This is a genomic window from Streptomyces sp. NPDC025638 (assembly GCF_055558775.1).
This window is the reverse complement of record NZ_JBVHLX010000026.1, coordinates 64683-79780: the sequence shown is the minus strand read 5'-3', so window position 1 is coordinate 79780 and position 15098 is coordinate 64683. Positions and strand designations below refer to the sequence as shown.

11 protein-coding genes and 1 pseudogene are annotated in these 15098 nt (G+C 73.4%); 7 read left to right on the top strand and 5 right to left on the bottom strand.

All coding sequences use genetic code 11. The features are described from left to right. Positions 1-278: 278 nt before the first annotated feature. Positions 279-1550: an aminotransferase class V-fold PLP-dependent enzyme gene (locus ACZ4EG_RS42020; protein WP_467794380.1), complete on the bottom strand. Its 1272-nt coding sequence runs from the start codon at positions 1548-1550 to the stop codon at positions 279-281. Positions 1551-2037: 487 nt separating this feature from the next. Between ACZ4EG_RS42020 and ACZ4EG_RS42015 the strand changes: the two genes are divergently transcribed. After that, positions 2038-2361 carry a hypothetical protein gene (locus ACZ4EG_RS42015; protein ID WP_467794379.1) on the top strand — a complete coding sequence of 108 codons (324 nt, stop codon included), beginning with the start codon at positions 2038-2040 and terminating at the stop codon, positions 2359-2361. A 214-nt stretch (positions 2362-2575) separates the two neighbouring features. Here ACZ4EG_RS42015 and ACZ4EG_RS42010 read toward each other — a convergent pair. Beyond that, positions 2576-3784 (bottom strand): annotated as a pseudogene (locus ACZ4EG_RS42010) (RNA-guided endonuclease InsQ/TnpB family protein). A gap of 140 nt (positions 3785-3924) precedes the next feature. Between ACZ4EG_RS42010 and ACZ4EG_RS42005 the strand changes: the two are divergent. The 6 genes from ACZ4EG_RS42005 to ACZ4EG_RS41980 all read left to right on the top strand — a co-directional run bounded on the left by ACZ4EG_RS42005 (position 3925) and on the right by ACZ4EG_RS41980 (position 13010). After that, positions 3925-6537, top strand: a complete 2613-nt coding sequence (locus ACZ4EG_RS42005; RefSeq protein ID WP_467794378.1) for an AAA family ATPase — start codon at positions 3925-3927, stop codon at positions 6535-6537. A 110-nt stretch (positions 6538-6647) separates the two neighbouring features. Further along, the gene (locus ACZ4EG_RS42000; RefSeq protein WP_467794377.1) at positions 6648-7298 is read left to right on the top strand and encodes a DUF4328 domain-containing protein; all 651 of its coding nucleotides are present in this window, start codon (positions 6648-6650) and stop codon (positions 7296-7298) included. A 262-nt stretch (positions 7299-7560) separates the two neighbouring features. Continuing rightward, a complete protein-coding gene (locus tag ACZ4EG_RS41995; RefSeq protein WP_467794376.1) occupies positions 7561-7749 on the top strand; it encodes a hypothetical protein in 189 nt (62 codons plus the stop codon). 193 nt (positions 7750-7942) lie between these two features. Next, positions 7943-12001, top strand: coding sequence for an AMP-binding protein (locus ACZ4EG_RS41990; RefSeq protein ID WP_467794375.1), 4059 nt, complete (start codon positions 7943-7945; stop codon positions 11999-12001). Positions 12002-12110: 109 nt separating this feature from the next. Further along, a complete protein-coding gene (locus ACZ4EG_RS41985) occupies positions 12111-12806 on the top strand; it encodes a hypothetical protein (RefSeq protein WP_467794374.1) in 696 nt (231 codons plus the stop codon). A 27-nt stretch (positions 12807-12833) separates the two neighbouring features. Beyond that, the gene (locus ACZ4EG_RS41980) at positions 12834-13010 is read left to right on the top strand and encodes a hypothetical protein (RefSeq protein WP_453560384.1); all 177 of its coding nucleotides are present in this window, start codon (positions 12834-12836) and stop codon (positions 13008-13010) included. A 36-nt stretch (positions 13011-13046) separates the two neighbouring features. On the opposite strand, the gene ACZ4EG_RS41975 is transcribed toward ACZ4EG_RS41980, so the two are convergent. From ACZ4EG_RS41975 to ACZ4EG_RS41965, 3 genes are read right to left on the bottom strand one after another with little or no spacing between them, the layout of a single operon-like run. Further along, entirely contained in the window at positions 13047-13532 is a 486-nt protein-coding gene (locus ACZ4EG_RS41975; RefSeq protein WP_467794373.1) for a hypothetical protein, read from the bottom strand. 13 nt (positions 13533-13545) lie between these two features. After that, positions 13546-13782: a hypothetical protein gene (locus ACZ4EG_RS41970; protein WP_467794372.1), complete on the bottom strand. Its 237-nt coding sequence runs from the start codon at positions 13780-13782 to the stop codon at positions 13546-13548. Beyond that, positions 13779-15065, bottom strand: a complete 1287-nt coding sequence (locus ACZ4EG_RS41965) for a helix-turn-helix domain-containing protein (protein WP_467794371.1) — start codon at positions 15063-15065, stop codon at positions 13779-13781. Before ACZ4EG_RS41965 ends, ACZ4EG_RS41970 begins: the two co-directional genes overlap by 4 nt. Positions 15066-15098: the final 33 nt, after the last annotated feature.

The window sequence follows — 15098 nt, the reverse complement described above, 5'->3', positions numbered from 1 at the left end:
GTCTCGGACGTGAACCGGTCACCGGTGAGCTGCATACCGTCACCCGAGTCCCCCGCGAACCGGATGATCACCCGATCGAGGCGATGGATCTCCTTGGCGGGGGACGGTGCCGTTCCGAGAGGCGAGGTGGTTTCCACGGACATGCGCGTGTCGGCTCCTGTCGGTCCCTGTGGGTCGTACTCGGTCGTACACGTGGCCAGAGGCTAATCAGGCGCATTAGAGGGGCACTCGTGCGTGGCAGTGGGTCACTCGTGCGTGATGCTCCGCGTCCGTCGTGTTCACCGGGTCCGGTACAGGGTCAGGTTCGGCCGTCCGTCGCGCTGTTGGCGGGGCCTGCGCAGGCCCGCGGCGGCGGCCTCGGGGGTGGCCTCACGGGCGGCCTCGGGGGCGGTGTCCGTGCCGCTTTTCGCGCCTCGCCGGCCGCGCCACTGTGCCAGGTCGGTGACGGTGCTGTGCGCGGAGCCGGACACGGGCTCGGGCACCGGCGCGGGGTGTGCGTGCACGGACACGGGCGCCTGGTGGCGGGGCCGTTCGAGCTTCAGTACCTCACGCAGGGCCTCGCCGAACCGGGTGATGTCCTGCGGTGAGTTGTCGTGGTGGACGGAGGCGCGGACGGCCGTGGTGACGCCGAGGCCGGGCAGGTAGAGCGGGGTCTCCTGCGCGACCGTCTTCCACACGACCACGCCCCGGGCCGCGAGCTGCCGGCGCACCAGTGCGGCGGGCAGTTCGTCGTGCCGGAAGGTGAGAATGCCGGACTGGATCCGCCCGGGGGCGATCAGTTCGATCCCGGGGGCCTCCTCGACGGTGGCGCGCAGGCCGGCGACCAGGTCGTCGTCCGGCAGGGCCTCGGTGTGCTCGGCCAGGGCCGTGTTCAGCGCCACGACGGCGGCGCCGTGCGGCGGTACGACCGGATCGACACCGGCCGGTGCCAGGAGCTTCCTGAACCCCGGTGACGTAGCGGCGAAGCCGACCGACTGCGGGCCGCGCAGGAACCGCCAGCCGTCGCCGGTGAGCAGGTCGCAGCCGATGCGGGCCACGTCCACGGGGAACTGGCCGACCGCGTAGGACGCGTCGACGGCGTACACGCAGCGGTGTGCGGCGAGGATGCGGCCCACGTCCTCCACGGGGTTGACGATGCCGCAGCCGGCCGGGACGTAGGTCACCGAGACGAGGGCGACGTCGTCGTCGATGTGCGTGGCCATCCACTCCAGGTCCAGGTCGCCGTCCGGGCGCAGCGGTACGACGTCCAGGGCGCAGCGGGTGCGGTCGCGCAGGGCGTACAGGGTGCTGAGGTTGGCGGCGCCCTCGTAGGGAGTCGTCCAGATGCGGTCGCCCGGGCCGAGCGGCAGGCGGCCGAGGAGGGTGGCGTACGCGTCCGCGGCGCCGGTGAACAGGGTGGTGTCGCCGGCCGGGGTACCCAGCAGGGCGGCGAGGCGCTCGTCGATCACGTCGAGGACGACGTCGTCGAGGTGCTCCTCCAACTCGTAGGGGCCGTAACGGTCGTCGTGGCGCGTCCACTCGGTGAGGATCGCGCGTACGGCGGCGGGCATGCGGCCCAGGCCAGCCGAGTTCAGATGGACCATTCGGTCGCCGTGTGACGTCGCATTCACTTCCGGGGCCTCCCCCCGTGCGATGGGGCAATGTCTTGCCTTGTGCTTGGCAACACATTGCCAACACATACGGCGAGTTGGCAATGTGGGCTCAGGCGGCGCTCTAGTGGCGGGGCTTTGCCAGGCCCTTCTGACTTCCTTCTGTCTTCCTTCTGGCTTCTGTCCCGATTCTGCCCGGCTCGGCTTCCTAGGAATTGCCAAGTTCTGGCAGAGGGATCCTCGTTCTGCCAAATCCTTATATCTGTCCAGGTCAGAAGTGGTTCAACATGGCAATTTCGGTGTGCCGGCCGGGTCCCTGGGGCGTTTCTGGCGCCCTTCTTGAGCCAATCTCGATCAATTCCCCAGTGATTTACGAGATTTCATTGCCAACCTTCTTGGCAAGAGGTTGCCAAGCAGCCGGATCGAAGTTGACACAGAGGAGCCCGCCATGAACCGCATCGCCAAGATCGCCGCCACCGCCGCCGCTGTCGCCGCCACCGCGTTCTCCGCCGTCGGAGTCGGCGCCGCCACCGCGGAGGCCATCGGCTGGCCGACCACGACGCAGTCGGCGACCACCACGGACGCCATCGGCTGGCCGAAGACCGCGACCACCGTCTCCGCCGCGGGCACGGACGACATCGGTTGGCCGAAGGCCACGACGGTCTCCGCCGCCGGCACCGACGACATCGGCTGGCCCAAGGCCACGACGGTCTCCGCCGCCGGCACCGACGACATCGGCTGGCCCAAGGCCGCCACCGTCGCCGCTGTCTGAACCGTCGCCCGCGAGCAACGCAGACCTCTCCACCGATCCACCGGGAAGCCCCCGCCGGCCATGTGCCGCCGCGGGGGCTTCGGTCATTTCCGGGCCTGTTGAGCGGGTGCCATCTCCGTCCCGGCTCCACCCCCCTTAAAGGCGTTGATCGCATTCTTGCCCCGACCAGCGCGGTTGTTCCGGTGAAAGGCGGGCTCTTGACTTCCTCCCCCGCCTAAATGCGGGGGCGTCCAGCGGTCACCCGCTGGGTTTCCTGTTTCACCGACGACCGCCCCGTCCGGGAGGGCTCCCGTTGAGGTCTTACACCGTCTCCACAGGCAGACGCGGCCAGCCCGGCCGCCAGAATGTTGCGTGCCGCGTTCACGTCGCGGTCATGCACGGTGCCGCAGTCGCACGTCCACTCGCGGACGTACAGCGGCAACTTCTCACGGACCGTGCCGCAGGCCCCGCACAGCTTCGAGCTGGGGAACCACCGGTCCACGGTCACGAGGCTGCGCCCGTACCATGCGCACTTGTACTCCAGCATGGAGCGGAGTTCCGTCCAAGATGCGTCGGAGATGGCGCGCGCGAGCTTGCCGTTCCTCAGCAGGTTACGAACGGTCAGGTCCTCGATCACGACCATTTGGTTCTCACGGACGAGTCGAGTCGACAGCTTGTGCAGGAAGTCCCGGCGCCGGTCAGCGATGCGCGCGTGCACGCGAGCGACCTTTTGGCGAGCCTTCTCCCGGTTCACCGACCCCTTCGCCTTACGGGACAGCTCCCGCTGCGCCTTGGCCAGGCGGGCCCGGTCACGGCGTTCATGCTTCGGGTTGGCGATCTTCTCCCCGGTCGACAGGGTCACGAGCGAGGTGATACCTGCGTCGACGCCGACCGCGTTCTTCGTAGCCGGTGCCGGGGTGATGGCGTCCTCGCACAGCAGGGACACGAACCAACGCCCGGCCGCATCACGCGAGACGGTCACCGTGGACGGCGCCGCACCCTCCGGAAGGGGACGGGACCAGCGGATGTCCAGCGGCTCCGCCAACTTCGCCAGAGTCAGCTTCCCATCGCGCCACGTGAAGCCGGAACGGGTGTACTCGGCCGACTGCCGGGACTTCTTCCGATTCTTGAAACGCGGATACTTGGCACGCTTGGCGAAGAAGTTCGCGAACGCCGTCTGAAGGTGCCGCAGCGCCTGCTGAAGGGGCACGGACGACACCTCGGCCAGGAAGGCCAGGTCCTCCGTCTTCTTCCACTCCGTCAGCGCGGCGGACGACTGCACGTAGGAGGTACGGCGCTGTTCGCCGTACCAGGCGCGGGTACGTTCTTCCAGCGACTTGTTTTAGACGAGGCGGACGCAGCCGAACGTGCGCGACAGCTCCGCTGCCTGCTCGTCCGTGGGGTAGAAGCGGCACTTGAAAGCCCGCTTCACCTGCCGCGTCATGCTTCACATTCCATCAGTTCCCATGTAAGCAGCGCCCGTTACTTGGATGGCGGAGCGATTTTCGCCGCTGCGCGGCTCCGATCCGAGGATGCGCTTCCTGCCCGCCCTGAAGGACGGGGTTTCCACGCAAGGAGATTCCGATGACACAGGCGGGCAGGGCATCGGTGGCCGGTGCTCTGGAGACGGTCCTCGCCACCTGCACGGTGGGGCGTTCCCGGGTGGTACTGATCGAGGGCGCCGCCGGCTGTGGCAAGAGCCGTCTTCTGCACGCCGTGGCCGAACAGGCCGTCGCCGCCGGGGCGTTGGTGCTCACCGCGGCCGCCACCGAGGCCGGACGCCGGATGCCGCTCGGTGTGCTGCGCCAACTGGTCGGCAGCGCCCCGCCGTTCGCACTCCCCCGCACCGGCGCCGAGGAAGCGAAGCCGACCCGGGAGGCGATGCGGACGTTCTGCGCGGAGCTGTGCGATCTCGCCCTCGCCGGGCCGGTGGTGCTGTGCCTGGACGACGTACAGCACGCGGACGCGCAGTCGCTGCACCACCTCGGGTATCTCGTACGGCACGCCCGCCCGGCCCCCGTGCTGGTCGTGGGTACCGTGTCGTCGTACGCCGACGCGGCTCAGGAGCCCTCGTGCGCGCCCGAGTTGACGCGCCAGCCGCACTTCCGCCGGATCCGGATCGGTCTGCTGTCGGCCCGGGAGACCGCGGAGGTTCCCGCGGCCCGCCCATGGGAGTGGCCGGGGCCGGCCCGTCCCGGCCGTACGGCCGCGGAGCTGCACCGCGTCACCGGTGGCAACCCGCTTCTGCTGAACGCCCTGTTGGAGGAGGACCGCGCCGCATCCACGTCGCCGCCGCCGGACCCGGCGCTCGACGGGCCGTTCGCCGCGGCCGTCGCCGCCTGTCTGCGGCGCAGTGGTCCGGGTGCCCTGGCGGCGGGCCGGGCGGTGGCGATCCTGGCGGAGCGGGCGACCGAGCCGCTGGTCACGCGCATGCTGCGCCCCGAGGACGACGCCGCTCCCGCGCTGGCCGCGCTGCGCGCCTGCGGGCTCCTGGACGGGCTCCTCCACGGGCTCCGCTTTCGGCACCCCGCCGTCCCCGCCGCCGTACTGGCGGACGCCTCACCGCGTACCCGCGCGGACCTGCACCGGCGGGCCGCGCTGGTGCTGACGGCGGCAGGGGCGCCGGCCGACGTGGTGGCCGGCCATCTGCTCGCGCCGCGGGCGGACGGTGCGCGCGTGCCCGTACGGCCCGAGGACTTCACCCTGCTCATGGACACCGCAGAGGGCCTGCTGGCCCAGCGCCCCGGGGAACACCGCACCGCCCAGGCCGAGCGCCTGCTCGAACTGGCCCACGGGATCTGCCCCGACGAGGCTGCGCGGACCGGCGTGGCGCTGCGGCTCACGCAGATCGCCGCGCGCCGCGATCCGGAGGCTGCCGAGCGGCGGCTGACCGCGTTGGTCACCGGGCCGCGTTCGGCCCTGTCCGCGACGGGAGCGGAGCACCGGTCGCGGTCGGCCGGAATGCTGCTCGCGCAGGGGCGGATCGCCGAGTCGGCCGCGCTGCTGCGGGAGGCGGGCGAGCCGGGCGCCCACGGCGAGACGCCCTTCGACGCCCTCCTCGACGCGCCGGTGGCAGGCCGCGCGGAGGTGCCGGGGCGGGCGCGGCTGACCGACGCCACCCTGGCTCCGCTGGTCATGGCGGTGCGCACGCTGCTGTACTCCGACCGTCCCGAGCGTGCCGTACCGGCGAGCCGGCGGCTGCTGGAGGAGGCGGAGGCGAGCGGGGCGCCCGGCTGGCGGGCGGTCTTCGCGACGCTGCACGCCGAGGCGTTGCTGCGGGTGGGCGACGTACGCGGTGCCCACGCGCGGGCGACGGAGGCGCTCGATGCGCTGCCCGCGGGCGGCGGCGGGACCTTCCGTTACGCGCCGGTCGCGGTGCTCGTCGAGGCGTGCGGTGCGATGGGCCGGTACGAGGAGGCCGCCGGGCACATTCGGTACCCCGTCACCCGGCGCGTACTGAACACCCTGTACGGCCTGCAGTATCTGCGCGCCCGCGGGCTGCACCACCTGGACCTGAGCCGGCCGCAGGCCGCGCTCGCCGACTTCCGCCGGGCAGGTCGGCAGCTGCAGCTGTGGCGGGCGGACCGGGCGGCGTGCCTGCCGTGGCGTACGGACGCGGCGCAGGCGCTGCTGCGGCTGGGCAAGGTACGGCAGGCGCGCGAACTGGCGGAGGAGCAGCTGGCGTTGCCGGACGGCGAGCGGCCGTGGGTGCGGGGTCAGTGCCTGCGGATGCTGGCCGCGACGAGCGAACCCGGGCAGCGCACCGTGCTGCTGCGGCAGGCCGTGGAGCAACTGCGGTGCGGCGGGGCCCGGTTGGAGACGGCGCGGGCGCTGGCCGACCTCGGGCACGCGCTGCACGCGGACGGCGGCCCGTCGCAGGGGGCGGCCACGCTGCGTGCCGCGTGGAGCCTGGCCCAGCAGATGGGGGCGGTGGCGCTGCGCGACGAGCTGCTGCCCGGCTCAGGCGGTGTCGCCGTCGTGCACGGCACGGCCGTACCGGAGGAGCTGACCGACTCCGAACGGCGGGTGGCGGCGCTGGCGGCACAGGGCCTGACCAACCGGCAGATCGCGGCGCGGCTGTTCATCACGGCGAGCACGGTCGAACAGCACCTGACCCGCGTCTACCGCAAACTGGGCGTACCCGGCCGCAACCGGCTCCCGGCGGGGCTGGCCGACGGAGTGCCGGTGACCACCTGATCCTGCTGCGGAGTACGGGCTGATCTATGATCCGGGCGATCCGACACACCCCCTCCCGCTGCGCCGTGTCCGTCGGCGCATGCCTGCCGCGAAAAGTAGGTCTCCCAGACGTGACCGGTACCGCCCCCGCCCCCGCCCCCGCCTCCGTCCCCAAGGCACCATGGCTCCTCGCCCGCCTCGCACAGGGCGCGATAGCTCTCGCGGCCGTCGCGGACGTTTTCCGGGCTATGGCTCTGAGGGAGCATCGCCTGCATCCCACGGACGACGCGGCGCTGAGCAGGTCGGGACTCACGTCGATGGTGTTCCTCTATGTGATGACGGCGGCCACCGTGCTGTTCCTGGTGTGGTTCAGCCGCTGCCGGCGCACCGCGCAGGTGCTCTCCCCCGGTGCCGCCGCCGGGTCCGGCGTCTGGGCCGTCGTCGCCTGGTTCGTACCGGTGGTCAATCTGTGGGCCCCGCGACTGCTCGTCCTCGACGTGTGGCACGCGAGCAGTGCCGGGGACACGGACGGGGAGACGGCGGGGAGGCGCAACGACGCGCTGGTGAACGCCTGGTGGGCGGCGTGGGTCGGCCACGCGGTGACCACGGCGGGAGCCCAGCTCGGCGCGGGCACCTCACTGCCGCTCCTGGCGGTGTCGGAGACGCTCGAACTCGTGGCGGCCGTCCTCGCGATCTACGTGATCCAGCGCATCACGGCTGCACTGCAGAGCGCCGCGCTCCAGGCAGGGTCACCGGCTGGACCGCTCGCGCAGCACGCCTGAGCACGGACAGGCTCCGGCTGACGGACCGGGAGTGCGTCGGACGACGTTCACGTTCCTGACTGTGGTGGACGAGACGGTGCGCGGTCTGGTCAGGGGGCTGCATCTGCAGGGTTCGCTCGGGTTCCGGAGTTCTGCACGGACCGCAGCGATGTCTACGTCGTAGCGGTGTTGGCGGAACGGACGGACGTGGAGGGGACTCTCACCGCGTTGCCTGCACCAGGTCGGTACAGCAGTGGCATCAGCGGCCCTTCTTATTTGGTGTGTGCTGGGCGTCAGCCGTCTGGACCATCTGCTCGCCCGGGGCACGCTCACCTCGAAGAGCAAGGCCGGGCGGTATGCCCGTACCGCCTCCGCCTACAACGGGGACACCGAGTGGCGGGGCCGTGATACGACCGCCTTCACTGCCATGGCCGTCGAGGCGGGGCTGGCACTCGGCGCGGGCGGCAGCTGACGCGGCGGGGCGCACCCGCCCCGTCTCCCTGGCAACCCCGCCCCCTCCACTTGGCACCCAACCACCCCACCCCACCTGCGACTCAAGTACCGCTCCAGCGTTCCGAGACCCAGCCTCAGGAGCTGCTTGCCAGCATCTTGGCAAGGTTTTGCCAAGCCGGAACGCGCTGTCGTGTCGTAAGGAGCGAGTGCTGATGTCCATCCCCAGCCTCATCGAGTCCGTACTGACCGCTCACCCGGCCGTGTCCGCGGCGGCGGTGTCCGTGCACGGGACGGAGGACGGCGACGAACGGCTCGTCGCGCATGTGGTGCCCGCGGCTCCGGTGGCCGCCGCCGTCGCGGAGGACGCGCAGATCGCCGGGTGGCGGAAGATCCACGAAGCCCTGTACGCCGCCGGATCCGGGACGCCCGCGCCCGAGGGTGACTTCAGGGGCTGGAACAGCAGTTACGACGCGCTGCCGATCCCGCTGGAGGACATGCGGGAGTGGCAGGAGGCCACCTTGGAGCGGGTGCGGGAGCTGCCGCGGCGCCGGGTCCTGGAGATCGGCGTGGGCAGCGGGCTGTTGATGGACCGGCTGGCCCGTGAGGAGGGCGTCGAGGAGTACTGGGGTACCGACTTCGCCGCCTCCGCCGTCGTCGCGCTCACCGCTCGGACGCAGGCCGACCCGGTCCTGCGGAACAAGGTGCGGCTGCGCCGCCTGGGCGCCGAGGACACCACCGGGCTGCCCGCCGGGCACTTCGACGCGATCGTCGTCAACTCGGTGGTCCAGTACTTCCCCAGCCTGGCCCACCTGCGCACCGTGATCGAGCGGGTGCTGCCGCTGCTCGCCCCGGGCGGCTCCGTCCTGCTGGGTGATCTGCGCAGCCTCGACCTCGCTCGCTGCCTGCACACCGGTGTGGAGCTGTCGCGGCCGGGCGCCGCCGGGGACAGCCGCGAGGCGCTGCGCCGGGCCGTCGACCGGCGGGTGGCCGGCGAGACCGAACTCCTGCTCTCCCCCGCCCTGTTCGCCGCCCTCGCCCGCGAACTGCCCGCGGTGCGCACGGTGGACGTACGCGTCAAGCGCGGCAGCCACCACAACGAGCTGACCCGCTACCGCTACGAGGCCGTCCTGTCCACCGCCGCGCCGGCCGCCGACCTGACCGCCGCGCCCGTCGTCCGCTGGGGCCGCGAGGTCTCCTCCGTAGCGGAGGCCGAGGACCGCCTCAACGCCCACCGCCCCGCCGTGCTGCGGCTGGCCGGGATCCCCAACCGCCGGGTGTACGACGAGTACTGCGCGATGCAGTCCCTGGACAACCCGCTGGAGAGCGTCGACCTGGCCCCCCAGGACGCGCCCGCCCCCGACCCCGAGGCGCTGTGCGCGGCAGGCGAGCACCTGGGCTACCGCGCCCTGCCGACCTGGTCCGGGGAGGGTGCCGAACTGCTCGACATCGTCTTCGTCGACCCCGACCTGGTCCCCGCGGGTCCGCTGACCGGCGTGTACGTGGCACCGGCCGCCGCCGTCGAGGAGTGCGCCAACGTGCCGGCCGCCCTCGACGGCACCGTGGACCTGGAGGCCGTCCTGCGCGGCCATCTGCGCGAGCGGCTGCCGGAGCACGTCGTACCGTCGGCGCTCACGACCCTGGACGCGCTCCCGCTGAACGCCGACGGCACGGTCGACCGTACGGCGCTGCCCGCCCCCGCGCTCACCACGGACCGCTCCGGCGCCCAGCCGGGCACACCGATCCAGGAGATCGTCCGTGACCTGTTCGCCGAAGTGACGGGGCTGCCGCGCCGCGAGGTGCACGCCGACTCCGACTTCTTCCGGATCGGCGGTGACCCGGAGGCGGCGGACCGGCTGCTGGCCCGGGTCCGCGAGACACTGGACGCCGACCCGGGCGGCCGGGCGCTGTACGACGCACCGACACCGGCCGCCTTCGCCGCGCTGCTCGGCGACTCCCCCGCCGCCGCCACCGGTCCGGCCGAGGCGGGCGCGGACAGCGCGGTGCTGCCGCTGCGGCTGCGCGGCCCCCTCGACCAACGGGCTCTGGAGGAGGCCCTGGAGGACCTGGGGCAGCGGCACGAGGCGCTGCGCAACTCGCTGCTGGGAGCGGCCGGTACCCGTTTGCGCTCCCTGGGCCCCGACGACCACCTGCTCGACCTCGCCCTGCCCGCCGCCTCCGTCGACCTGTGGTCGCAGCTGCCGCTGGCCGCCGAACTCGCCGGCGCCTACGAGGCCCGCGTCACGGGCGGCACCCCGCACCGCTCCCCCGCCGGGCTCGACGCGGCGCCCCGCGCGATCTTCGGCGACCTGGAGCCCACCCCGCTGCCGGGCAGCGTGCCGCAGGCCGGCGCCGCCTCCTACGGCACCATCGAGGTCGTACTCGGCGACGAACTGCACGAACGGCTCACCCGGTTCGCGGCCGAGCACGGCAGCACCCTGTTCATGGTGGTGCACACCGCGCTCACCGCCCTGCTGGCCCGGCTCGGCGCGCCCGCCGAGATCACCGTGGCGGCGCCGGTCCCGGCCCGGGACAGCGCGGCGCTGCGCGGTGCGGTGGGCCCCTACGGGCGGGTCCTGGCGCTGTCGGTGGACACCTCGGGCGACCCTGCGTTCGGCGAGTTGCTGCGCCGGGTCCGCGAGCGGGACCTCGCCGCCTACCGGAACCCCGACGCGGCCCTGGCCGCACTGCCCGGCGGAGTCGCGCTGACCGTGCTGCAGGAGGCCGTCGGCACGTTCGAGGCGGCCGGGCTCACCATCCGGCCGGACGAGGCCGAACTCCCGCTCCCCGCCGCCGACCTGAGCCTGACGCTGACCGAGCGGCAGACACCCGCGGGCGCGCCGGCCGGTATCACCCTGCTGACCGCCTACCGGCACGAGACCGTCGGCGAGGCGGCCGCCGCCTCGCTCACCGGGCAGCTCACCGCCGTACTGGAAGCCGCCCTCGACGACCCGTCGGCCGCGCTGAGTCGGCTACGGCTGGAGCCCGGCTCGGCGGAGGGCGGGGTGTGGGCGGGCGAGAGCGCCGTACTCCCGGCCGAGAGCGTGGCCGAGCTGTTCGCCGCGCAGGTGGCCCGGGCCCCCGAGGCCATCGCCCTGGCCGGCATGAGCTACGCCGAACTCGACGCCCGTACCGACCTGTTGGCGCACGCCCTGATCGCGCACAACGCGGGCCCGGGCACCTCGGTGCTGACCGCGCTGTCCTCGCCCGCCGGGTTCGCGGTGGCGGCGCTCGCCGTCGCCAAGACGGGTGCCGCGCTGCTGCCGGTCGACCCTGCCCTGGACGTGGACGAGTCGGTCAGGCCGGTGGTGCTGCTGCTGGACGAGACGGCCGACCTGGTGCTGCCCGTCGTACCGGGCGCGGCCCGGCTGGTGCGTGACGACGCCGCCGACCGGCTGCCGGCCACCGGGCGCTGGCCGGTGACCGACGCCGACCGGACGCGGCCGCTGCGGGCGGACGACGCGGTGCTGCTGGTGCCCGGCGAGGACGGCACCGTGGTGATCGGCGCCGAGACGATCGCCGCGGCGACCGTGGCCGAACCGGCCGACGCCGCCTGGCTGGTGCGCGGCTACCCGGACGGGGACATCGCCCTGGGCCTGCTCGGCGCGCTGGCCTCCGGTGCCCGGGTGCACCTGCCGGACGGCTCACTCGCCCACGCGGTGCCGCACGAGGTGCTGGGCTGGCTGCGGCGGGAGGGCGCCCGGGTGGTGCTGGGCGGCGCCGACGACGCGCTGACCGCGCTGGTCGCGCTGGCCTGGTCCGAGGGGGCCGAGCTGTCCGTGAGCGGCGGCTGGGCCGAGGGCCGGTTCGTCGTCGAGCAGCTGCCCGGCGGGCCGCCCCGCCCCGCCCCCGGCTACCGCGCCTACGTCCTCGACGCCCGGCTGCGGCCGGTGGCCCCCGGCGAGACCGGTGCCCTCTATATCGCGGGCGCGGGTGTGGCCCAGGGCTATGTGGGGGACCCGGCGACCACCGGCGAGCGGTTCCTGCCGGACCCGTTCGGCGGGCCCGACGGCACAACCGCCCGCATGTGGCGCACCGGACGCGCGGCACGTCTGTCGGCCGACGGCATGCTCCGCGTGCTGGACCACACGGCGCAGGACGACCCCTTCGCGGACGACTTCGCCACGTTCGTCGTCCTCGCCGACGCCGCCGGCCACCAGGCGCTGTGGCCGGCGGCGGCCCCCGCGCCGGAGGGCTGGTACGAGTCGCACCCCGAGGACCTGTACGAGCTGTGCCTCGACCACATCAACGAGCGCCTCAACGACCCGTTCTAGAAACACCGGGGCGGACCGGCCGACGCCACTGTGCGGGCGCCGGTCCGCCCGAAGCCCAGTCCACGCCCCTCCCCTTCCCTCCCCTCCCCGTCCCGTCCCGGAGGACACGATGACCGCCACCGCCCTGGCCCCGACGTTCTCCCCGGCTGCCCCGGACGCCTCCGCCGACCCGCGGCACCGCGTCCTCGACCTCACGCTGCGCGACGCGCGGTCCGCGTACGCGCTGGCCGCGTCCTGCGTGGAGGTGTACAAGGCGGCGGACGACCCGGGGTTCCTCGACGAGGCCCCCGTCATCGCGCACGAACTGCCGCTGACGGTGCGCCGGCACCTCAACTCCGCACGCCGCGACGAGGCCACGCAGGTGACGGTGATCCGCGGCAACGTCGTCGACCGGGCGGCCCTCGGCACCACCCCGGGCCACGGGAGCGAGGCGGACACCGAGGCGAGCCAGGTGTACGACACCCTGCTCGTGCTGTACGCGGCGCTGCTCGGTGACATCACCGGCCGGGCGGCCCAGCAGCCCGGCCGGACCGACTGGGTGGGCCTGTTCGCGCTGTACGACGAGGTCCGGGTGCCGGTCCTGGAAGGCCACCGGGATGCCCACCCCGACGGCAGCCTCACCGAAGTCGTCATCCCCACCGGCGCGGTCTGCTTCGTCGACAACCGCGACGCGGCGCACGGCCGACGCTCATTCCGCGCCGGTTTCGGCGTCGCCGACCGCCGGCTCGGGCGGGTCGGCGTGGTTCGCGACCTGCCCCGCACCCGCAGCGGGTTGCGCGTCACTGGCAGGCCCTGCCTTTATTAGCTTGATCCCGACCCGCATGTCCGGAGCATGGCCGTCGAACTCGTCGGCACGTTCGCCCACACCGATGCCCGCGCCGTCGCCGCCCTGCAAGCGTCCTGCGCCCAGGACGCAAGCCCGGCGGTTCGCAAGAAGGCGGGCTGGTACGTGCCCGGCGAGGCCATCCACGAACGAACGGCCCCACGCAGTCTCGGATGCGCTACCTGACCGAACCGCTGCCGCAGTAGGCCGGGTTGCGGCCGCTCAGGCGGTGCGCGTGAACTCCGCGTCGATCCGGGCCAGTGTGGTGGCCGGGTCGGCGACCAGGGTGGCCAGTTCCTCGTCGGTGTGGTGGCGGGTGGCGATGGCCGGGCAGCGGCGGCAGGCCGAGACACCCGCCTGGGCCCACCACTTGCAGTCGGCCCGCAGATGGCACTGCGGGACCGGGCCCAAGGCCTCGGCCGGGTAGGCGGCCACGACGCGTTCGATCAGGGTGCAGTCGGTGCCGCGCCGGTTGACGCACTCGGCGACGCAGTGCGAGGCGAACCGCAGGACGCGCCGCGGTTCGATGTCCGGTGGCACCAGTGGCAGGACCTCGGCGGCCGGAACCGGTTCGGCCAGGTAGCTCACCCGGCCGTCGGTGCCGGCGCGCACGCCGAGGACCACCGACTCGGGGGCGTACGCGGCACCGCTCGGGCACCACGCGGTCCGCGCCCCGCCGGGGCCCGCCGTGCCGGCGTCGCCGGTCACGCTCGTCGTCCCCTCAGCACGCGGGCTCGTTGGGGTTGATCCCCACTCCCCTGCCCCGGGGGAACAGCGGCGCGTCGCTGCCCGCGCGCTCCAGGGCCACCGCCTGTCGCAGGCTGTGCGCCAGCTGCTCCCGGGTCGTGATGCGCGGGCCCGCGGTCTGGTTGGCGGCCGGGGTCTCGGCGCCGCCCGCGACGACACCGGTGGCCGGCGCCGCCATCACGATGCCCGCTGCCGTACGGGAGTGCCTCATGCGCGTCCCTCCGTCTGCGTGGGTACCGGGCCCCCGAGCGTGGCCCCGGACGCTGCAGACGGAGTCGAGCCTCGCTGGGCCTGGGACTGAGCCAGGGCCTCGGCGAGGATGCGCCAGATCTCGGCGGCGAGGTCGATGTTGGCGTCGGCCTGCGCCTGTTCGGCCAGCGTCCGCAGCCCCTGGACGCCGCCCTCGTCGCCGGACAGGATGCGCAGCTGGTGCCGCAGGATGTCGAGCCGTACCCGGTCCCGGTAGGTCATCCGCGGCTCCTCCAGGGCGAGTTCGCCGAGCAGGACGCGGGCGTCGTCGTACCGCGCGGTCAGGAACGCGAGGTCGGCCTTGAGCGCGGTCAGCTCCTGGCGCAGACCGGGTGTGCCGACGAAGGCGAGCGCGGACTCGGCGGCCGTGACGCAGCGCTGGGCGGCTTCGGGGTCGGCGGGGACCTTCTGCAGGTGCAGCCGGCCGGCGGCGAGCCTGAGACGCAGCCACAGCACCAGGTCGTCGGTGCTGCTGAACCGCTCCAGGGCCTGTTCCAGATAGGCCTGCGCGGCCGGGTAGTCGCCCTGCCGGACGCGGACGGCGGCCGTGGTCCACATCGCCTCCGCCCAGAGCGTGTCCGAGCGGCCCTCGACCAGCGCGGTCAGTTCGTCGGCGTGCGCCCGGGCGTCCGGCATGCGGCCGGCCTCGGCCTCCACGGACACCAGGGCGAGCAGGACGGCGGAGCGGTCCTCCACGCCCAGGTCGGAGTCCCGGGCGAGGTGGTGGGCGGTGATGCAGGCGTCGAGGGCGGCGGGGATCTCGCCCAGGGAGCGCAGACAGCGGGCGAGCCGGGTCAGTCCGCGCACCCGCAGCTCGGCGAGCCCCACCTCGTCGCCGAGCCGGACCAGGTCCTCCAGGTACTCCCGCTCCCCCTCGTGGTCGCCCTGCACCCGCCGCTGCTGGGCCAGTTGCCACAGCGCCTGCCAGCGCAGCACGGGTGTCTCGTGGCCCTCGGCGGCCAGGGCCTCGCGCAGGGTCTCCAGGGCATCGCCGGCTCTGGTGGAGGCGGCGAGGGTCAGCGCGTGCGCCAGGGAGCCGCCCGCGGGCTCCTCGAAGTCGGCCGGTTCCAGGCCGAGTCGTTCGGCGAGGTAGGCGACGGCGCGCTCGGTGGGCTGGCGGGCGCCCGACTCCAGCCGCGAGAGATAGCCCGTGGACATGCCGTCGCCGGCGAGCGCGGTCTGGGACAGTCCCTGAGCCATGCGCAGCTTCCTCAGGCGGCGGCCGAACGCGGGCTGTCGAAGCATGTGACCATTCCCTCGGTGGACACGCGGACGACG

Bases quoted from the DNA above. Each gene is read 5' to 3' on its own strand.
- ACZ4EG_RS42020 (WP_467794380.1), bottom strand. From the start codon at position 1,550: ATGCCCGCCGCCGTACGCGCGATCCTCACCGAGTGGACGCGCCACGAC.
- ACZ4EG_RS42015 (WP_467794379.1), top strand. From the start codon at position 2,038: ATGAACCGCATCGCCAAGATCGCCGCCACCGCCGCCGCTGTCGCCGCC.
- ACZ4EG_RS42005 (WP_467794378.1), top strand. From the start codon at position 3,925: ATGACACAGGCGGGCAGGGCATCGGTGGCCGGTGCTCTGGAGACGGTC.
- ACZ4EG_RS41990 (WP_467794375.1), top strand. From the start codon at position 7,943: ATGTCCATCCCCAGCCTCATCGAGTCCGTACTGACCGCTCACCCGGCC.
- ACZ4EG_RS41985 (WP_467794374.1), top strand. From the start codon at position 12,111: ATGACCGCCACCGCCCTGGCCCCGACGTTCTCCCCGGCTGCCCCGGAC.
- ACZ4EG_RS41980 (WP_453560384.1), top strand. From the start codon at position 12,834: ATGGCCGTCGAACTCGTCGGCACGTTCGCCCACACCGATGCCCGCGCC.
- ACZ4EG_RS41970 (WP_467794372.1), bottom strand. From the start codon at position 13,782: ATGAGGCACTCCCGTACGGCAGCGGGCATCGTGATGGCGGCGCCGGCC.
- ACZ4EG_RS41965 (WP_467794371.1), bottom strand. From the start codon at position 15,065: ATGCTTCGACAGCCCGCGTTCGGCCGCCGCCTGAGGAAGCTGCGCATG.